Raw genomic sequence first — 21,089 nt, forward strand, 5'->3', positions numbered from 1 at the left:
TTCGGCGCAGTGCAGCCTTCAGGCCAGGACTCAGAACGTGTACCGCGCCCCGAAGCGAACCTGTCTCGGTGGTTGCTGCTCCATGGCCACGGTGGGGTCTTCGCTGCTCGGGGTCATCCGCGTCTCCGTCTGGATGTTGAAGAGGTTGAAGGCATCGAGGTCGAAGGACAGTGCCTTGCCGCGGTCGAATTGATAGTCCACTCCGAACCGCGCATCGACGACATGCAACCAAGGCGTGGATCCCCGCTGTCCTGCCTTGAGTGCTCCCGACGCGGCGACATAGGCAAGTCCCAAGTGCGCCAACATCGCCGGAGTCAACCGCTGTCGTCTTCCCCCGAAGGCTTTGAGGACATGGGTGCGCCGTGCCACGGCGGACGTTCCTCGCAGCATGTGGTTCAGCGAGTCCTCACGACTGCCGCTGAAGCGCGACCACGTGTAGCTGGCCTGCCCCATCCAGTCGTAAGCGGCCGTTCGTGCCAGCTCCAACGTTACCGCGTCATGAGTCTGCTCCTGCTTGGGCAGGCCGGAGCCCAACCCCTTCCCGGGATTGACGAGCCGCCATGCATCGCCTCCCGGGTTGCTCACGAGTCCCAGTCCCGTATCCAGCTCCCTGCGGACATAGGTCACGCTCATGACTGTTTCGCCCAGCACCGCCACGTCGGTGCCGAGTGTGACCTCGCTGGTCGAGGCAGGTGAAAGGTGGGGATCCACCTCCACCCCGCGAACCTGCTCACCCGATGCATCAGGAAGCAGCAGTCCGAGCAACACGCGCCCGCGATACTTGCCGTAGTGAGCGAAGAGGCGCATCTCGCCACGCTCGAAGGGGTCCACGACCACGCCCAATTGAGGCGAGAGCATGTGGCTTTCAGCACGTGTCTCCCCGTGTGAGGGCACGAGCCGCTGCATGTCGTAACGAAGCCCGACGTTGAGGGTCAGAAGGTAGGAGTACATCCAGGAGTCCTGGACGAAGCCCCCCACCACGTCGCGATGTGTCCGGGTCGCGATGCTCGAAGGCGCTGACTGGAGGCCACGGGGAGACCGGCGTTGCGCGCTGGGGACTCTCTGCACCGCGTCGTGGACCAGCCACTCCGCGTCGAGCCCCACCTTCAGGGTGTGCTGCAGCTTGGGGATTCCCAGGGCTCCATAGTTCCGATAGTGGGCCCGTCCCTGGACCTGGAATTGATTCGTCTCGTGCTCTTCGTCTCCGCACCGGGTGTAGAGCGCCAACAGCGCGGAGCCGCAGGCGAGTCCTTCTGTCTCCGTCCCCGTGTCCCCCGAGAGAGCAGGGCGCTGGGAGAAGTGTTGTCGAAGCCAGCGCGCATCGATATCGAGCAACACCGCCTTGTCCAACAGTCCCCCGCGGTGCCCGAGTCCGAGCAGCAGGGTGTCTCGCTCCAGCGTGCGTGGTGCGAAAGCAGCCGTCCCCTCATGCAATCGCTGGGTGGCGGGCATCGTGATGAACGTCAGCGTCGTGTTGTGGTCCGCGTTGAACAGGTAGGTCAGGCGACCCAAGGCCTGGACCTCTCGTTGGTCGGATTGAATGGTGAGGGAGTCCTCTTCGGGGACGGCTGACCGCGAGCGTGTGCTCTCTACTCGCTGAACCGAGGGAATCAGCCCCAGGGAGAACCAGAGCTGGTCCTTCAGGATGGAGCCGGAGAGGACCGCGCCCAGCTCTCCCATGTTCTCAATCACTTCATGGGGACTGTCCTGGAGCGGCCGACGCCCCTGGAGCAAGCCGGTGGCCCAATGGGCGAAGACGGACCCGTTGAACTCATTGCCACCGGATTTGTTCTCCCCCGCATCGATGATGACTCCCGTGGCTCGTCCGTATTGGGGAATGCGCCCACGGAACAGCAGCTCACCCCAGTCGTACTGAAGAAGCTCCAGGCTTAGGGGTACGGCATTGCGTCCGAACACACCGTCCTGGGTGGAGAGGCCGTCCAGCACATATCCGTTCTCCGAGGGGCTCGTTCCGAGGAGTGTGAGCCCCTGGTCCGTGTCGACTGCTTCCGAGCGCAAGGACTGAAGCCTGTCGACCGAGCGCATCGCGCTGCCCGGGATGGGTCGTGCGATGGGAAGAAAGTCGGTGTCGAGATGGTCGAGGGACTCGGAGACACCCGTGCTCTCGGTGTCCACGGGGGGGAACTCGCCGCGAGTCGGCTCAAACAACTCTCGAAAGGACTCGGGAAGGAGGCTGGCACTGATGCGCAAGGCACGCGCTTCTCGCACGGGGACCGAGTCCCTCCTCAACGGTAGAAATCCTTCCCTCTCGAAGCGCAGTTCGTACACGCCCGGTGGAAGGAGCTCGAACCGGTAGGTGCCGTCCATTTCCGTGACGACAGTGAACTCGCCCTGGGGCTCGGACGCGGAAGCAGTCACGACGACATCCCCGACGGGCTGTCGGCTCTGGGCGTCAATCACCGTGCCCAAGATGCTGCTCGTGGGCTCCGCCCTGGCCGTGGGTGCCTGGCTCATCCCCACGAGGACTCCGACGACGACGTGAAACACGGTCAGGTTCCGCATCTCCCAGAACCTTCCATGGGGCTCGAGCGTCGTTCGTCATGGTTTCCGCACGAAGCAGGCAGGCACCCGTGATGATTCCGTGCTGTGCTGGAGCCAGCCTCGGGGTGGGTGGCTCGGAAGCGGGTCGGGCGCTATTCGTGTGAGGTCGAGGGCCGGGGCAGCACTGTCACGAGGTCTCAACCTTGAGTGGACGCGAGAGCGCGGTGACCACGGGAAGGAAGGGCGCACGCGCGTCCGCGAGGAATACGCGCGCTCGCAGCCTCCGGCCCTGGCCGCTCACCCTCGCCACCGCCGTCTCGCTGGGCCTCCTCCTCTACGTCGCCACCACCAGCCTGCCCTACCTCGTCTCCTCCCCGACGACGGACCCGAACTTCGGCGCCCTCAACCACTGTCTCTCCAAGGCCCACCCCGAAGCCCGGCTGGGCTGGGCCGTCTCCCCGGACGCCACGCGCGCCGCTGTCTACGGCCCCCACGCCGTCGCCGTCTGCGGCCCCGGTGACGCCGCCACGCGCAGGGAACTCACCGGCACCCTCGCCCTCGCCTTCGACGGAGACAACCGGCTGTGGCTCTCCGCCGCGGGCCGCTTGCTGCGCGAGGACGGCGCCACCCTGCGCCCCATGGGCGACTTCGAGCCCATGGCCCTGGCCGGTCACTCCCACGGCATGCTGGCCCTGGATGCCTCCGGACAGCTCGTCTCCGTGGCGCCTGGGGGCACGGTGCTCGCGCAAACGCTCGTTCCCGGAACCACGGGCCGACTCTCCGTGGGCTCGGGCGGCGTGCTGGCCGCCGTGCTCTCCGAAGGACTGCTGCGCGTCTTCGACACCCGCACCCTCACCCCCGTTGAACTGGACCTCCCCTGCGCGGTGGAGACCGTGTGGTGGCTGGATGAACCGGACCGGCTGTTGATCGGCTGCACACCGTCCGGGGCACCGTCGTTCTCGGTCGATGTGCGCACCGGAATGCGTGAGAAAGCACCGGAATACCGGAGTCTGGCCCCTGCTCGCCGGCTCTCCGGTCGGCCGCTCTATGTCCAGGGCTGCGACGGTTTTCCCTGCACGGCACCGCCGCCCTGACATGTTGCACAAAGGCTCCGGGTCCCGTGGTTTCCACACGGGCCGTCCGGAAGTTCGGAGTGGAAGTCCAGTAGGCGACAAATCGTCCTGTCAGGGCGGGCTTTGAATCGACAAGCCCGCGAACTCACAGGAGATTCGCGGCCCGGCCGTCCGTCGTGAAACACAGCTCACGGCGTTCATCCCGATCAGAAGGGTTCTCCTCGTGGACGACACCAAGGTTCCCAGCTCCAGCAATGGCAAGAAGCGCGCCTCGACGCGCAAGCAGCCTCGGAGCGATGTGGCTTCCAGCCCGCAGACCTCCAGCGACACCCTCGCGGCCCACCGCGTGGAAGCCGAGCGCACCCGCACCCGTGCGAGTGACTCGAAGCCCTCTCATGGGGCGGGCAGGCAGGCGGACGAGGGTGCGCGGAGTCGTGGCGGCGGCGCCAGGACGCCCGGCGGTGGTGCGCGCATCCGAGGGGATGACCCGATGCGGACGCTGCTGGCCGCGCTGCGGGCCGTGCAGGGCGGAGACTTCTCCGTGCGCCTGCCGGACTTCTCCACCCTCCCGGTGATGGATGACATCTCCCGCGCCTTCAACGCGGTGGTGACGCTCAACTCGGCCATGACGCACGAGATGGTGCGCGTCTCCCGCGTGGTGGGCCGCGAGGGCCGCATGGGCGAGCGTGTGTCGCTGGGCGACGCGCGCGGCGACTGGGCCACGAGCATCAACTCCATCAACGCGCTCATCGGCGACCTGGTGCAGCCGACGACGGAAGTCGCTCGCGTGCTGGTGGCGGTGGCCGAAGGCGACCTGACGCAGAAGATGGCCCTCGAAATCGACGGCCAGCCGGTGAAGGGCGAGTTCCTGCGCATCGGCACCACCGTGAACGCGATGGTGGATCAGCTCAACTCGTTCGCCGCCGAGGTGACGCGCGTCGCGCGCGAGGTCGGCAGCGACGGCAAGCTGGGCGGACAGGCCGAGGTGAAGGGCGTGTCCGGCGTGTGGAAGGACCTCACGGACAACGTGAACCTGATGGCCAACAACCTCACGGCCCAGGTGCGAAACATCGCCGAGGTGTCCACCGCCGTCGCCAACGGCGACCTGTCCAAGAAAATCACGGTGGACGCGCGCGGCGAGGTGCTGGAGCTGAAGAGCACCATCAACACGATGGTGGACCAGCTCAACGGCTTCGCCTCCGAAGTGACGCGCGTGGCGCGTGAAGTGGGCACGGAAGGAAAGCTGGGCGGTCAGGCCGCGGTGCCCGGTGTGTCCGGCACGTGGAAGGACCTCACGGACAACGTGAACTTCATGGCGTCCAACCTCACGACGCAGGTGCGCGGCATCGTGAAGGTGGTGACGGCCGTCGCGAACGGTGACCTCACCCAGAAGCTGATGGTGCCGTCGCAGGGCGAAATCGCCGCGCTGGGCGCGACGCTCAACAACATGACGGACACGCTCAACGTCTTCGCCCAGCAGGTGACGAGCGTGGCGCGCACGGTGGGTGTCGAGGGCAAGCTGGGCGCCCAGGCCCAGGTGCCCGGCGCCGCCGGCACGTGGAAGGACCTCACCGACAACGTCAACCTGATGGCCAACAACCTCACGGCCCAGGTGCGCAACATCGCCGACGTGACGACGGCCGTCGCCAAGGGCGACCTGTCCAAGAAAATCACGGTGGACGTGAAGGGCGAGGTGATGGAGCTGAAGGACACCATCAACACGATGGTGGACCAGCTCCGCGCGTTCGCCTCCGAAGTGACGCGCGTCGCGCGCGAGGTGGGCACCGACGGCAAGCTGGGCGGTCAGGCCGATGTGAAGGGCGTCGCCGGCGTGTGGAAGGACCTCACCGACAACGTCAACAGCATGGCCTCCAACCTCACCACCCAGGTGCGCAACATCGCCCTGGTGACGACGTCGGTGGCCAATGGCGACCTGTCGAAAAAAATCACGGTCGACGCTCGCGGCGAGATTCTGGAGCTGAAGAACACCATCAACACCATGGTGGACCAGCTCAACTCGTTCGCCTCGGAAGTGACGCGCGTCGCGCGCGAGGTCGGCACGCACGGCAAGCTGGGCGGACAGGCCGAGGTGAAGGGCGTCTCCGGTACGTGGAAGGACCTCACGGACAACGTGAACGTGATGGCCGTCAACCTCACCACCCAGGTGCGTGGCATCGCCAAGGTGGTGACGGCGGTCGCCAACGGGGATTTGACGCAGCGGCTGAAGATGGAGGCCAAGGGCGAGGTCGCCGAGCTGGCCGACACCATCAACGCGATGACGCAGACGCTCTCCATCTTCGCGCAGCAGGTGACGGACGTCGCTCGCACGGTGGGCGTGGAAGGCAAGCTGGGCGCCCAGGCCGTGGTGCCGGGCGTCGCGGGCACGTGGAAGGACCTCACCAACAACGTGAACCTGCTCGCGAACAACCTCACCGACCAGGTCCGCAACATCGCCGAAGTCACCACGGCGGTCGCCAATGGTGACCTGTCGAAGAAAATCACGGTCGACGCCAAGGGCGAGGTGCTGGAGCTCAAGAGCACCATCAACACGATGGTGGACCAGCTCCGAGGCTTCGCGTCGGAAGTGACGCGCGTCGCGAAGGAGGTCGGCACCGAGGGGAAGCTGGGCGGTCAGGCGGAAGTGCGCGGCGTGTCCGGCGTCTGGAAGGACCTCACGGACAACGTGAACTTCATGGCCTCCAACCTCACCAGCCAGGTTCGCGGCATCGTGCGCGTGGTGACGGCGGTCGCCAACGGTGACCTCACCCAGAAGCTCATCATGGACGCGAAGGGCGAAATCGCCGCCCTCGCGGAGACCATCAACGCGATGACGCAGACCCTGTCCATCTTCGCCCAGCAGGTGACGGACGTCGCCCGCACGGTGGGTGTCGAGGGCAAGCTGGGCGCCCAGGCGGAGGTGCCGGGCGTCGCGGGCACGTGGAAGGACCTCACCAACAACGTGAACCTGCTGGCCAACAACCTCACGGCCCAGGTGCGAAACATCGCCGAGGTGACGACGGCTGTCGCGAATGGCGACCTGTCGAAGAAAATCACGGTCGACGCCAAGGGCGAGGTGCTGGAGCTCAAGAGCACCATCAACACGATGGTGGACCAGCTCCGCGCGTTCGCCGCCGAGGTGACTCGCGTCGCGAAGGAGGTCGGCACCGAGGGCCGGCTGGGCGGTCAGGCCGACGTGAAGGGCGTGTCTGGCGTCTGGAAGGACCTCACCGACAACGTGAACGTCCTCGCCGGCAACCTCACGGACCAGGTGCGCAACATCGCCAAGGTGACAACGGCCGTCGCCAACGGCGACCTGTCGCAGAAGATCACCGTCTCCGTGAAGGGCGAGGTGCTGGAGCTGAAGAACACCATCAACACGATGGTGGACCAGCTCCGAGGCTTCGCGTCGGAAGTGACGCGTGTCGCGAAGGAAGTCGGCACCGAGGGAAAGCTGGGAGGGCAGGCGGCGGTGCCCGGAGTCGCGGGCGTGTGGAAGGACCTCACCGACAACGTGAACGTCCTCGCCGGCAACCTCACGGACCAGGTGCGAAACATCGCCAAGGTCACGACGGCGGTCGCCAATGGCGACCTGTCGCAGAAAATCTCCGTCGAGGCGCGGGGCGAAATCCTGGAGCTCAAGAGCACCATCAACACGATGGTGGACCAGCTCCGCGCGTTCGCCGCCGAGGTGACTCGCGTCGCGAAGGAAGTGGGAACGGACGGCAAGCTGGGTGGTCAGGCCGCGGTGCCGGGAGTCGCCGGTACGTGGAAGGACCTCACCGACAACGTCAACAGCATGGCCTCCAACCTCACCGCGCAGGTGCGAAACATCGCGCTGGTGACGACGGCGGTCGCCAACGGTGACCTCTCCAAGAAAATCACCGTCGACGCGAAGGGCGAGATTCTGGAGCTGAAGGACACCATCAACATCATGGTGGACCAGCTCAACTCGTTCGCCTCGGAGGTGACGCGCGTCGCGCGCGAGGTCGGCACGGAAGGCAAGCTGGGTGGACAGGCGGAAGTGCGCGGGGTGTCCGGCGTCTGGAAGGACCTGACGGACAACGTGAACTTCATGGCCCGCAACCTGACGACGCAGGTGCGCGGCATCGTCAAGGTCGTGACGGCCGTCGCCAACGGCGACCTCAAGCAGAAGCTGGTCGTCGAAGCGAAGGGCGAAGTGGCGGCCCTCGCGGAGACCATCAACAACATGACGGACACGCTGGGCACGTTCGCCGAGCAGGTGTCCACGGTGGCCCGCGAAGTCGGTGTCGAAGGGAAGCTGGGAGGACAGGCCCGCGTGCCCGGTGTGGCCGGCACGTGGAAGGACCTCACGGACAACGTGAACTTCATGGCCTCCAACCTCACCACGCAGGTGCGCGGAATCGTGCGCGTGGTGACGGCGGTCGCCAACGGTGACCTCACCCAGAAGCTCATCGTCGACGCGAAGGGCGAAGTGGCCGCGCTCGCGGACACCATCAACAACATGACGGACACGCTGGGGACGTTCGCCGAGCAGGTGTCCACGGTGGCCCGCGAAGTCGGTATCGAAGGAAAGCTGGGCGGTCAGGCCCGCGTGCCCGGTGCGCGCGGCACGTGGCGGCAGCTCACCGACAACGTGAACCAGCTCGCCGGTACGCTGACCAGCCAGCTGCGCGCAATCTCCGACGTGGCCACCGCGGTGACGAAGGGTGACCTCACCCGGAGCATCACCGTCGTCGCCGAGGGCGAGGTCGCCGCGCTGAAGGACAACATCAACCAGATGATCGTCAACCTGCGTGAGACCACGCAGAAGAACCAGGAGCAGGACTGGCTCAAGACGAACCTGGCGAAGTTCAGCGGGATGATGCAGGGCCAGAAGAGCCTGGACGCCGTCAGCCGCCTCATCATGAGCGAGCTGACTCCGCTGGTCTCCGCGCACCACGGCGCCTTCTTCCTGATGGACACCGACTCCGGCACGCCGGTGCTCAAGCTGACGAGCACCTACGCGTACCGGGAGCGCAAGCACATCGCCAACCGGTTCCGGCTGGGCGAGGGACTCGTCGGACAGACGGCCCTGGAGCGGAAGACGATTCTGCTCACCCACGTGCCGCCGGACTACATCACCATCTCCTCCGGCCTGGGCGAGTCCGCGCCCCTCAACATCATCGTCCTGCCCGTGCTGTTCGAAGGTGAGGTCAAGGCCGTCATCGAGCTGGCCTCGTTCCACACCTTCAGCGCCATCCATCAAATCTTCCTGGACCAGCTCACCGAGAGCATCGGCGTGGTCCTGAACATGATCATGGCGAACATGCGCACCGAGCAGCTCCTGCAGCAGTCGCAGGGTTTGACTCAGGAGCTGCAGAGCCAGTCGCGCGAACTGACGCAGCAGCAGGACGCGCTCAAGCGCAGCAACAGCGAGCTGGAGGACAAGGCGAAATTGCTCGAGGAGCAGAACCGCCGCGTCGAGGAGAAGAACAACGAAGTCGAACGCGCGCGCGTCAGCCTGGAGGAGAAGGCCGAGCAGCTCACCGTCATCTCCAAGTACAAGAGCGAGTTCCTGGCCAACATGAGCCATGAGCTGCGCACGCCGCTCAACAGCCTGCTCATCCTGGCCAAGCTGCTGTCCGACAACAAGGACGGCAACCTCAGCACCAAGCAGGTGGAGTACGCGAACACCATCTACGCCTCCGGTGGTGATTTGCTCAGCCTCATCAACGAAATCCTCGACCTGTCCAAGGTGGAGGCCGGGAAGATGCAGGTGGAGCCGCGGGACATCGTCCTGTCGGAGTTGAACCAGTTCATCGACCGGAGCTTCCGCCCCGTCGCGGACCAGAAGAACCTGGCCTTCACGGTGGAGGTGGCGCAGGGCGCCCCCCGCCACATCCGCACCGACCCGCAGCGGCTGCAGCAGGTGCTCAAGAACCTGCTCTCCAACGCCTTCAAGTTCACGGACGAAGGCAGCGTGAAGATGACGGTGAAGCTGGCCGAGCCGGGCACGCGCCTGGACCACGAGGTGCTCAAGCGCTCGCGCTTCGTGCTCGCCTTCTCGGTGACGGACACGGGCATCGGCATCGCCAAGGACAAGCAGCGCCTCATCTTCGAGGCGTTCCAGCAGGCGGACGGCTCCACCGCGCGCAAGTACGGCGGCACCGGCCTGGGCCTGTCCATCAGCCGCGAAATCGCCAAGCTCCTGGGCGGCGAAATCCACGTCCACAGCGAGCCGCGCAAGGGCAGCACCTTCACGCTGTACCTGCCCCCCGAGTACGTGGGCCCCGAGGACGACGGCTTGCCGGTCATGCCAGTCATGCCCTCGCCGCTCGAGCCGCTGTCTCGCATGTCCCACGCCTCGTCGGAGCCCCTGTTCCCGACGCCCGCGCCTGCGCCGGTGCCGCCGACCGCCGCGGAGAACGCCCATGTGCTGGACTCGGCGCTGCCGCCTCCTCAGGTGGACTCGCTGCTTCCGCCGCTCGCGGTGGAGGACGACCGGGATCACATCCGCGAGGGTGACCGTGTCCTGCTCATCATCGAGGACGACCTGAAGTTCGCCCGCATCATGGTGCAGCTGGCGCGGGAGAAGGGCTTCAAGGCCCTGGTCGCCACGCGGGGTGACACCGGCCTGTCCATGGCCAACGAGTTCCAGCCGCACGCGGTGACGCTCGACATCCAGCTGCCCGTCGTCGACGGCTGGAGCGTGCTCGACAGGCTCAAGCGCAACCCGCGCACGCGCCACATCCCGGTGCACATCATCAGCGTCATGGACAAGCACCTGGGCAACGCCCAGGGCGCGTTCGGCTACCTCACCAAGCCCGTCAGCAAAGAGGGCCTGGAGCGGGTGTTCAACCAGCTGGCGAAGTTCCTGGAGCGCACGGAGCGCAGGCTGCTGCTGGTGGAGGACGACGACGTCCAGCGCAACAGCCTGGTCAGCCTGCTCGCCGAGGGCGGCGACGTCGCCGTCACGGCGGTGGCCACCGGCCAGGAGGTCCTCCAGAAGCTGGAGGAGGGCGAGTACGACTGCCTCGTCATCGACCTGCTCCTGCCGGACATGGACGGCATCAAGCTGGTGGAGGAGGTGAAGACGCAGCAGCGCTTCCGCGACTTGCCCATCGTCATCTACACGGGCAAGGAGCTGACGCCGAAGGACGACACGCGCCTGCGCCGCTACACCGGCAGCGTCATCCTCAAGAGCGGAACGAAGAGTCCCGAACAGTTGCTCAGTGACACGGCGCTGTTCCTGCACCGACTGGACCAGAACCTGCCTCCCCGCGCGCGGGCGGCCCTGGCGCAGCGCAGCGAGCAGGAGTCGGAGGTGGTGGGCAAGAAGGTGCTCGTCGTCGATGACGACATGCGCAACATCTTCGCCCTCACCAGCGTGCTGGAGAACCACGGCATGCAGGTGGTCTTCGCCGAGAACGGGCGGGCGGCCATCGAAACGCTCGAGCAGCACCGCGACGTGGATATCGTGCTGATGGACGTGATGATGCCGGAGATGGACGGGTACGAGACCATGCGGGCCATCCGCAAGGACGTGAAGTACGCCAGCCTGCCCATCATCGCCGTCACCGCGAAGGCCCTGAAGGACGACCGGGAGAAGTGCATGGCCGCGGGGGCCAGTGACTACCTGCCCAAGCCGGTGGATACGGACAAGCTTTTGGAACTCATCCGTCTCTGGGTGTCGGCTTGAAAGGTCGAATGATGGCTAGCGCACGACTCGTCACCGCCGGGCTTGGGGACGGCGGGGGTCGCGCCTAGCCTGTCCCGCCAGTGAACGGTCGGGGCATACCTTGCTCCTATTTCAATGACGCCTAGCGAACACATCTCCGCCGAACGCCCCCAGGACGGCGCAAGCCGTCCCCGGGCGAGCATCCTGATGGTGGACGACCACCCGTCCAACCTGCTGGCGCTGGAGGCCATCCTCGAGCCGTTGGGGCAGGAGCTTGTCAAAGCGACCAGTGGCGAGGAGGCGCTCAAGTTCCTGCTTCAGCGCGACTTCGCCGTCATCCTGATGGACGTGCAGATGCCGGGCCTGGACGGCTTCCAGACGGCCACGCTCATCAAGCAGCGGGAGCGCACGCGCACCATTCCCATCATCTTCCTCACCGCGCTCAGCCGCGACGCGGCCCACATCTTCAAGGGTTATGCGCACGGCGCGGTGGACTACCTGCTCAAGCCCTTCGACCCGGAAATCCTCCGCTCGAAGGTCAGCGTCTTCGTGGATTTGTTCCTCAAGGAACAACAAATCCAGCGGCAGGCGGCGATGTTGCGCCAGCGCGAGCGCGAGGCGGTGGAGCGGCAGAGCGAGCTGCGCTACCGGCGGCTCACGGAGTCCTTGCCGGAGGTGATGTGGGCGGCGCGGGCGGACGGCTCGTTCACCTACGCCAACCGGGCGGGGCGCGACTACACGGGCATCCACGAGGAGCATCCGCTGTCGTTGGGCACGTTCCTGGAGTTCGTGCACCCGGTGGACCGGGAGGAGATGCGCTCGGCGTGGGAGACGGCCATCCGCTCCAGCCAGCGGGTGGAGCGTGAGTTCCGGCTGCGGCGTTTCGACGGCGTGTATCGCTGGCACCTGGCGCGCGCGGTGCCGGAGCGGGACGAGTCCGGGCACGTGGTGGGCTGGATTGCCGTGGCCACGGACATCGACGACAAGCGGCGGGCGGAGGAGGCGCTGGGGCGCTTCAAGATGACGCTGGACGCGACGTTGGACTGCGTCCTGATGTTCTCGCCGGACTCGCTGACGCTCACGTACGCCAACGCGGGCGCGGCCAAGCAGCTGTCGAGCAGCACGGACGAGCTGGTGGGGTTGTCGGTGCTGGAGGTGGAGAGCGCGTTCGACGAGGCGGGGTTCCGCAAGCTGCTGGCGCCGTTGGTGAGTGGGACGTTGCCCAGCCAGACGTACTCGACGACGCACCGGCGCAGGGATGGCACCGAGGTGCCGGTGGAGGTGGTGCTCCAGTTCGTGTCCGCGGCGGAGGGGCCCGGGGGGCGGTTCATCTCCGTGGCGCGCGATATCACCGAGCGTCAGCGCGCGGAAACCGCGCTGCGGCTGGCGAGCGAGGCGAAGGACGCGTTCCTCGCGGCGGCGAGCCACGAGCTGCGCACGCCGCTGGCGGCGGCCAAGGGGCACGCGCATCTGGCGCTCTTGAAGCTGGGCGGCGAGACGGAAGCGGGGCCGGGCAAGTCGCTGAAAATCATCAACCGGCAAATCGACCGGATGGCGAAGCTGGTGGAGGACCTGCTGGACATCAGTCGGCTGCAGGCGGGGCGGCTGTCGCTGGAGCTGGAGAAGTTCGACCTGGGCCAGCTGGTGCAGGAGACGCGGGACCGCATGGCGGTGTTGTCGCAGGGGCATGAAATCCAGGTGGAGGCGCCGGAGCACCTGGAGGGGACGTGGGACCGGGGTCGGTTGGACCAGGTGCTGACGAACCTCTTGTCCAACGCCATCCGCTACTCACCGGAGGGTGGGGCGGTGCTGGTGCGGCTGGTGCGCGAGGGGAAGGAAGGGGTGCACCTGTCCGTGAAGGACAGCGGCGTGGGGATTCCCAAGGACAAGCAGGCGCTCATCTTCGAGCGCTTCGGGCGCGCGCACGGCAGCAAGTACGGCGGCCTGGGGTTGGGGCTCACCATCAGCCAGGGCATCGTCGAACAGCACGGCGGACGCATCTGGGTGGAGTCCCAGGGCGTGCCGGGCCAGGGGTCCACGTTCAACGTCTGGCTGCCCCGTGAGACGGAGTCCCCCGGAGTCGGCGTGCATCACGAGCACGGCACGCGCACCGCGAGCTGACAGGGCGCCGGCGCGCGAGCGCGGCGTCAGAGATTGAAGCCCACGTTGCCCACGGAGATGCTGGGCCCGAAGATGAAGGACCAGCGGCTGGAGGGGACGACGGAGCCGTCGGAGCGGCGGGTGATGTCGTCCCGGAACTCGCGCGCCACCCACGCCTGTGCCCCCACCGCCGCTCCCGGTCCAATGGGCACGCGCAAGCTGAGCCCCAGCACCACCGCCAGCGTCGGGGGGAACTCGATGTCGCCGGACTGGGGAATCAACCCCATGCCCATCAGCCCCATCTCGATTCCCAGGAGCCGCTCCTGTCCCTCGTTGTTCAGGAGCGCCAGTCGCGACACCACGCCGAAGTTGAGGATGAGCTGCCCGCTGGGCTCCGTCGCCCGGTAGAGGCCCGCCGGAATCGTCGCCGTCGTGTACAGCCGGAAGCGCCCACCCCTGACGATGGCTGTCCATTGCGCCGACGGCAGCCCCGAGCGGTCCGACGTGCTCAGCGCGTACCGCGACTCGTCCGCCACCAGCGACACCTGGACGAGAATCCGGTCGAACTGCGCCAGCTGCCCCGGCACGGGAATGGTTCGGGCCTCGCCCTGCGGACGCAGCAACATCCGCTGCTCCACGTGGCTCTCCCCTCGCGCCGAGCCGTCCGCCTTGGTGACGTCGATGCGCAGCACGATTTCCTGCGTGCCCTGCTCGGGCTTGAGCCGCTCCCGGTGGATGATGACCCGACACGAGTTGCGCATCTCGTAGTTGATTCGGTGCGGACGGCTGGGCTCCAGCACCTGGTCCTTGCCCTCCTTGTCCGCGCACACCAGCTCCACCACGCTCTCGATGCGGATGGGTACGCTGGCCTCGCGCACCGAGCGTTGCACCCGCTCGTTGACGACGAACAGGTCCGCCGTCGCCAGCTCTCCCGGCAGCGTGGACACCTGATAGCCGAAGCGCAGCGACACGAAGCCGCCCGCGGTGGGCTCGCCCTGCACATAGGTCGTCCCGTCCCGCGAGATGATGCTGTAGGCCCCGGCCACAGGGCGCGGAACGAAGCGCCCCTGCTCTCCGCTCGAGGCCACGATGAGCTCCGCAGGTCGGTTGATGGGGATGAAGTCGATGGCCCCCTGGTCCGACAGCTCCAGCGACGCGCGCGGCACGGGCAGCGGCTGCGTCTTCGTCGTATCCGACGCCACCACCGAGCCCTCCACCCGCGAGGTCTGCGCGATGACCGTCACCTGCTGCTCGGACGTGCCTCCCGTGCGCAGCAACACATAGACGCCGTCCTGCGCCTTCACCACGCGCTCCACCCGCGCCCGCTGGTCGTTCATCGACCACAACAGCTTGCGCGGGTCGTGCTGGCATGACGTGTCCAGCCGCACCACCATCGCCGCGTTCTCCGCGTCGCGCAGCACCGTGCCCTCCACGGCCGTGAGCGGACACGCCAGCACGGGGAGCGTCTCCAGCAGCACCTGCTCCAGCACCTCGCCGCGCGCGAAGTAGATGCGCGGCGCCAGGCGCAGGCGCAGCGTCACGCTCACGTCCACGCCCGGCACGTTGCGCAGCGACACCGTGCCCTCGTTCACCTCGCAGCGCACCGGCCCGCAGTCCACCGACGCCAGTGCCTCCGAGTGGCTCAGCGCCACCGAGCCCGGCCCTCGCGACACATCCACGCCGCCCGACTGGATGAGCGGCTGGGTTAGCACCACGCGCCCGGGACGAAGCCGGAACGTCTCCGGGTCCACCACGTTTCCAGACGCGTCATACGTCGTGACATCCGGTCCATGCCGACCATGAGGCGGTGTCCAGTAGAGCGCGGCGTCCGTGGGCAGCCCTCGCGCCACGGGCACCGTGCAGCTCGCCGGCCCCCGCTCCGTCGAGGGGGCCAGGCACCGGTCCTGTCCCTCGATGAGCTGGGGCTGGGACTCACCCCGGGGCGTCCCGCTCCAGGAGATGCCCACGTGGTCCAGCCCCGCGCCGCGCAGCTCCACGCGGCCCTCGTCCGGAAAGAAGTTCGTCGCCGCCGCGTCCACGCGCGGAAAGGCGCCGGTGGCGATGACGGTGACGCGCTCCTCGGTCGTCTCGCACTGCCCCACCGACGACGCCACCTTCAACTCCTGGATGCGCGCGTCGTCCTGCTCCACCCGCTGCGGAGGCCGCAGGGTCCGACTGTCCGACGCCAGCGTCCAGCCTGCTCGCAACGGACCACAGACGACACCCTTCGAGACCACCGGCACGCCGGCGCCACCCTCGGGCACCTGGACGACGGGCGCGGCGGCGGCGAGGCCACCCACCAGCAGCCATGCGAGACAGAGCGCGCGGATGGATTCCATTCCCCCGTTAAACAGCGAGGGAGGGCACCAGCGTCAAGCGCCGTCTGCCCCTTCTCGTCCGGGGTGTCACGCGACGTGCGGACCTCCGAGCACGCAGGGTCCGCGAGTGGTCTTCCGCGAGTGGTCTTCGCTGACGCCAGACATTCTGGTGATGCGTCCGCGCGAGGTGCTCAGCGCTTGCGGGTCAGCAGCACGACGGCGCCCAGAATCGCGGCCATGGCGACCCACGACAGGGGGCTCATCGACTCGCCCGCGAACACGACGCCCAGGAGCACCGCCACCACCGGATTGACGTACGCGTAGCTGGTGGCCACCGAGGGGCTCGTGTGCCGCATCAGGTAGCCGTAAACGGTGTAGCCTACCAGCGAGCCGAAGGTGACCAGGTACGCGAAGGCCGCGAGCGCGCGCGCATCCGGCATGGCCGTCAGGTGCTCGCCACGCAGGAGCCCGAAGGTCAGCATCAGCGCGCCACCGCACAGCATCTGCGCCGCGGGCGCCATCATCCCCTGGGGCATCGGCATGCGGCGTCCGAGCACGGAGCCCAGCGCCCAGCTCATCGGCGACACCAGCAGGGCCAGCGTGGCCCACCCACTCCCGCCCAGCTCGCCCCCGAGGTTCAGCAGGATGATGCCGCCAAACCCCACCGCCAGTCCCCAGCGCTCCAGCTTTCCGGGCCACTGGCCGAACAGTCCACCGAACAGCGCCGACCACATGGGCAGGCTGCCCACCACCAGCGCCGCCACGCCGGAGGGCACCCACTGCTGCGCGAACACGAGCCCGCCGTTGCCCACACCCAAGAGCAGCAGTCCCACCACCGCGCTGGAGCCCCACTGTCGCGCGGTCGGCACCGGCGAGCCCTTGAGCCACATCGCGCCGAACAACAGCGCTCCCGCCAGCAGGAAGCGCGTTCCTGATGCGAGGAATGGCGTCATGCCACCCTGGAGTACCCAGCGGATGGCCAGATAGGTGGAGCCCCAAACGAGGTACAGCGTCACGAGGCACAGCAGGATGCGGCCGCGCGAGGCACCCGACTGGAGCGCGTCACCGGCGACAGGGGCCGCGACGGGGGAGAGGGCGGGAGTGGAAGGCGTGGACAGGGACGAGGCGGCGGACGAGGCGGACACGGTGGCGCGGCTTGTAGCGTCCGACCTCCCCACGGGCCATGTACGCATTGCCGTACCCCACAGTCGGTGGAGTCGTCGGGCGGTACAGTGCGAGTGCGCGCCAGGTTGGATGCGGCGGCGCCCGCCTGGCTCCCCGGTGGGTGGTGCGAGGGCGGGGACCACCCTTCGGCCGCATGTCTCCTTCCGACGTGGATTGAACCCACGGACAGGCTTTCTTACACTTGGGTCTCGTGGAGCGCTCGCGGCGCGGTGGCTGGCCGCATGCTTCAGAGTGAGAGCCCCTGGATGTCCGAAGAGCTGGGTGAACGCGAGAAGGAAGTCCTCCGGGCCGTGGTGCAGGAGTACATCTCCACGGGCGGGCCGGTAGGGAGCCAGCAGCTCGCTCGCCGGCCTGGGTTCGAGGTCTCCTCGGCCACGATGCGCAACGTGCTGGCGGATCTGGAGGAGCTGGGGTTCCTGGAGAAGCCGCACACCTCCGCGGGCCGGGTGCCCACTGACGCGGGTTATCGCTTCTACGTGGACACGCTGGTCAAGCTGAAGGACCCCACGCCGCGAGACAGGGAGCTCATCCACGCGGGCCTCTTCCACGACGCGAATCTGGAAGAGGTGTTGGGGGATGCCAGTCGCCTCCTGCATTCGCTGACGCGGCACGCGGGCGTCGTCGTGACGCCTCGGCCCGAGTCCGCGGTGTTCCGTCGCATCGAGTTCGTCCGTCTGCGCGAGGACCGGGTGCTCGCCATCCTGGTGGGGCAGAGCGGGCAGGTGCACAACAAGGCCATCACTGTCGACTTCCCCATCACCTCGGACGAGCTGATGCGGGCGAGCAACTACCTGTCGGAGCTCCTGCACGAGGTTCCGCTGGAGGAGGCGCGTGAGCGCATCCGCTCGGAGATGGACCAGGAGCAGGCGCTCTACAACGCGATGACGGCCAAGGCGCTCAAGCTGGGGGCCGCGGCCACGGACCTGCCGACGACGGAGCGCGTGCTCATCCAGGGCACCAACTCGTTCCTGGAGCAGCCGGAGTTCGCGGACGTGGAGCGCATGCGCGCGCTCTTCAAGACGCTGGACGAGAAGCACCGTCTGCTGTCGCTGCTGGACCAGGTGCAGCGCGCCAACGAGATGCAGATCTTCATCGGCGCGGAGAGCGACTTCTCCGCCGCGGGTGATGTGTCTGTCATCGCCAGCCCCTACGGCAACCAGGAGCAGGTGCTCGGCACGGTGGGCGTCATCGGCCCCACGCGGATGGACTACCGCCGCGTGATTCCGCTGGTGAACTTCACCGCGCAGGTGCTGTCGCGCGTGCTGGAGAAGGTGTAGCTGGCACCACATCGCGCGGAGGGGAGGACCCCCGCGCGTGCGAGCGAAGCTGCGGCCCTCCTCACTCCGCGCGAGTGGCCTGCAGCTCGCGCTCTCCGCCTTCGCGCCGTACCTGGAGGCGCACGGGTGTACCGGGAGCGCCTCGGGTGCGCGCCTCCGCTTCCGACCTGTCTCGCACGACGAGCCCGTCCACCGCGAGCAACCGGTCACCCACCGCCACACCCGCGCGCGCGGCGGGCCCATCCGGCGTCAGCCACGCCACGGCCACCTGACCGCGCTCCTCGCTGAACCCCGCGCCCACGGTGCCCGGGGTCGCGCGGCGCGGGGACACCGTCACGTCGCCCAGGTCCGAGGTCTCCGCCTCCGTCACCTTCACGGAGTGCGTCTCCACGCGCCCCTCGGGCGGCATCAGCCTCACGGTGTGCGGACCGGGTCGGACCTCGTCCAGATGGAAGCGGCCGTCCACGCCGGTGACGGTGTCAGGCCTGGCCGTCACCGCGCGGTCCAGGAACACCGCCACACCCGCGGCCGGACCACCACCCCGACTCCACACCGCGCGCCCGATGATGGAGGCCGCGCCTCCCGTCGAGAGTGACACCTCCACGTTCGCGCTGCCGCCCGGCTCCAGTGCCACCCTCGCCGAACCGGTGCGCCCGTCCTGCGTCTGGACATGCACCTTCACCACCTGCCCGGGCGCATCCCTCATCTCGAAGGTGTCTCCGCTGAAGCGCCGCGTGGACGGCGCCAGGGGCTCCCATGGAAGCTCCTCGCCGTTGTCCTCCGTCAGCCTCAACGTGAAGCCCGCGGGCACCGCTCCACCGCGCGCCACCACCCGGCCGCGCAGGTGGGCCGCGGGCTTCAGGCGCAGGTCCATCAACCCCTGGCCCTCGCGCACCGAGGGCACCCTCACCACGCGCCCACCGTTGTGGGCCGCCAGCTCCTGCAGCGGAGGCGCACCCGACGGCCGCGTGGGAATGGCGAACGTTCCGTTCTCGTCCGCCTGCACGCGCATGGTGAAGGGCATGTCTCCCCCCTGCACCGCGGCCACGACGGCGAAGGGGCTGGGCGCTCCAGAGGGCTCGCGCACCGTGCCGGAGATGCCGCGCTCCTCCACCAGCACCAGGTCCTGCTGCACGGCGCTCCCCGCCTGCACCGTCACGCTGGGGTCGTCATCCTGGAAGTAGATGAAGCGCGCGCGGGGCAGCACGGCGGTGAGCTGGTACACGCCCGCCGGCAGCTCCAACTGGTACAGCCCCGCCGCGTCCGTCTCTGCCCACGCCAGGTCGGAGGTGCCGCCGGGCGCGCCGCGTGGCACCGCGCGCACCACCGCGGGCTCGGACAGGGGCTTGCCCGAGGACTGCCTCACCACGCCCTGGACCATGCCGGACTCGGTCAGCGTCAGGTCCACGCGCGTGCGCGTGCCGGCCTTCAAGGTCTCCGTGCGGCTGGTCCATCCCTGCGAGCCATCGCGCCGCGCGCGCACCGACGTCCGTCCGGGCACCAGCCCGCTCAGCGTGTACGCACCCTGTGAGTCCGTGCGCGTGGTGGCCGCCGCGCCCCCGCCGTTGCGCGGCGGCTGGGCTCGCACCTCCGCGCCCGCCACCGGCTGACCCTGGGGGTTGACCACCACTCCCTCGACCTCGGCGGTGGCCGGCTCCAGCTTCACGTCGAGCGTCGCGTGGGCACCCTCGGACACCACCACGCCGTCATGCGTGGCGCTGGCGAAGCCCGGAGCGTGGACCTGCACGTCGTACTCACCAGGAGGCAGGCCCAGCCGGTAGATGCCCTCGCCTCCGGATGTGGTGCGCGCCAGCTCACCGTCGGCTCCCGTGGGGCTGACCACCAGCACCGCGCCGCGCACCGGTGCCTCATCGCCGGTAGACCTCACCTGTCCGGTCAGTCCGCTCGTCGAGCCCAGCGCCACGGTGAGGCCGCGCAGCGTCTCGCCCGGCGCCACGAACAGCGTGCCGGGCACGCGGCCCACCGCGTCGCCATGTCGCGCGGACAGCACCCAGTCGCCACCGCCGACCTCGAGCGCGAAGCCGCCGCCTTCGCTCGAAGTGGTGCTCACGGGCGCTCTTCCTCCCGAGGCCGTCACCTGCGCGCCGGTGACGGGCTGGCCCTTCCCGTCCACCACGAAGCCCTCCAGCGTGCCCGCGCCCCACAACCCCACCACCAGCTCTCCCTGCTGGGGCACGTGGAGGAAGCGCAGCGTGCGGCGGCTGAAGCCCGGCGCCTCGGCCGTGAGGCCATAGCGGCCTGGAGCCAGTCCGGTGAACTGGAACTGGCCGCGCTCGTCACTCGTCGCCGTCACGGCTTCCTCGGCAATCGCCGCGGGCTCCGCCCAGGCGATGGCGGCGCCCGGGTACGGATGCAGCGTCACCTCCGCCAGCGGCACCGGCTCACCGCCGTTCTCCGCCACCGTGCGACCCTGGAGTGTCACGCCCGCGCTCAGCGTCAGCTCGACGGATGTCTCCGCTTCACCCGCGGGTCGCGTCGCCTCGCGCCGCGCGGGAGCATGGCCCTCGGCGTGCGCGGACAGCAGGTAGTCGCCCGGCCGGGTGGGCAGCCGCAGCGTGCCGTCCTCGCCCGTGGTGCCCTCGGCCGCGAGCCGCCAGGAGGACGCCGCCGCATCGACGAGGTCCTTCGACTGTTTGCGCCAGGCCCGCACGTTCGCGCCCGCAACCGGACCGGACGCGCCCACCACGCGCACCACGAAGGCGCCTTCGTCGGGGGCCGCGGGCTCGTCGCGAACCGCGGCGGACACGGACTCGGCGCGGGCGGTGACGCCACCGCCGCTGGAGGAGGCTTGCGTCTCGCGAGGCGCGGAGGGCGCCGGGTCGGAGGGCGTGCCGGGCCTCGGGACGCGGAACCAGAGCAACAACACCGCGCCGATGGCGAGGAGGGCGGCGAAGAAGATGGGACGTTGGGACCGCAGGCGCATGGCTCGTCCTCGGGAGGACGCCAGCCTAGGACAGCCTGGGTCATTTCGGAA

At 68.3% G+C, this 21,089-nt stretch carries 8 protein-coding genes; 4 read left to right on the forward strand and 4 right to left on the reverse strand.

The annotated features are described in order from the left end of the window. Positions 1-30: 30 nt before the first annotated feature. Complete coding sequence (locus HUA76_RS11520; RefSeq protein ID WP_174454093.1) at positions 31-2,523, reverse strand: TonB-dependent receptor; 2,493 nt, start codon at positions 2,521-2,523, stop codon at positions 31-33. A gap of 182 nt (positions 2,524-2,705) precedes the next feature. Here HUA76_RS11520 and HUA76_RS11525 point away from each other — a divergent pair, with 182 nt between their 5' ends. From HUA76_RS11525 to HUA76_RS11535, 3 genes are all read left to right on the forward strand, one after another. Beyond that, positions 2,706-3,596 (forward strand): hypothetical protein, encoded by an 891-nt coding sequence (locus tag HUA76_RS11525; RefSeq protein ID WP_174454094.1) that lies wholly within the window; start codon positions 2,706-2,708, stop codon positions 3,594-3,596. Positions 3,597-4,065: 469 nt separating this feature from the next. Then, a complete protein-coding gene (locus HUA76_RS11530) occupies positions 4,066-11,235 on the forward strand; it encodes a HAMP domain-containing protein (protein WP_217439634.1) in 7,170 nt (2,389 codons plus the stop codon). 114 nt (positions 11,236-11,349) lie between these two features. Beyond that, entirely contained in the window at positions 11,350-13,335 is a 1,986-nt protein-coding gene (locus HUA76_RS11535; protein WP_141646819.1) for a PAS domain S-box protein, read from the forward strand. A 26-nt stretch (positions 13,336-13,361) separates the two neighbouring features. Here HUA76_RS11535 and HUA76_RS11540 read toward each other — a convergent pair whose 3' ends face one another. After that, entirely contained in the window at positions 13,362-15,653 is a 2,292-nt protein-coding gene (locus tag HUA76_RS11540; protein WP_174460843.1) for a hypothetical protein, read from the reverse strand. Between the two features lie 170 nt (positions 15,654-15,823). Then, a complete protein-coding gene (yedA, locus tag HUA76_RS11545; RefSeq protein WP_371823462.1) occupies positions 15,824-16,777 on the reverse strand; it encodes a drug/metabolite exporter YedA in 954 nt (317 codons plus the stop codon). A gap of 285 nt (positions 16,778-17,062) precedes the next feature. Between yedA and hrcA the strand changes: the two genes are divergently transcribed. After that, complete coding sequence (hrcA, locus tag HUA76_RS11550; protein WP_141646294.1) at positions 17,063-18,094, forward strand: heat-inducible transcriptional repressor HrcA; 1,032 nt, start codon at positions 17,063-17,065, stop codon at positions 18,092-18,094. A 61-nt stretch (positions 18,095-18,155) separates the two neighbouring features. Here hrcA and HUA76_RS11555 read toward each other — a convergent pair whose 3' ends face one another. Then, positions 18,156-21,038 carry a carboxypeptidase regulatory-like domain-containing protein gene (locus HUA76_RS11555; protein WP_174460845.1) on the reverse strand — a complete coding sequence of 961 codons (2,883 nt, stop codon included), beginning with the start codon at positions 21,036-21,038 and terminating at the stop codon, positions 18,156-18,158. Positions 21,039-21,089 lie beyond the last annotated feature (51 nt).

Source organism: Myxococcus sp. CA056 (assembly GCF_013336715.1).
GTDB lineage: Bacteria > Myxococcota > Myxococcia > Myxococcales > Myxococcaceae > Myxococcus > Myxococcus llanfairpwllgwyngyllgogerychwyrndrobwllllantysiliogogogochensis.

Excerpts from the sequence above, each read along its gene's own strand:
- HUA76_RS11540 (WP_174460843.1), bottom strand. The coding sequence starts at position 15,653 with ATGGAATCCATCCGCGCGCTCTGTCTCGCATGGCTGCTGGTGGGTGGC.
- HUA76_RS11555 (WP_174460845.1), bottom strand. The coding sequence starts at position 21,038 with ATGCGCCTGCGGTCCCAACGTCCCATCTTCTTCGCCGCCCTCCTCGCC.
- HUA76_RS11530 (WP_217439634.1), top strand. The coding sequence starts at position 4,066 with ATGCGGACGCTGCTGGCCGCGCTGCGGGCCGTGCAGGGCGGAGACTTC.
- HUA76_RS11520 (WP_174454093.1), bottom strand. The coding sequence starts at position 2,523 with ATGCGGAACCTGACCGTGTTTCACGTCGTCGTCGGAGTCCTCGTGGGG.
- hrcA (WP_141646294.1), top strand. The coding sequence starts at position 17,063 with ATGTCCGAAGAGCTGGGTGAACGCGAGAAGGAAGTCCTCCGGGCCGTG.
- HUA76_RS11535 (WP_141646819.1), top strand. The coding sequence starts at position 11,350 with ATGACGCCTAGCGAACACATCTCCGCCGAACGCCCCCAGGACGGCGCA.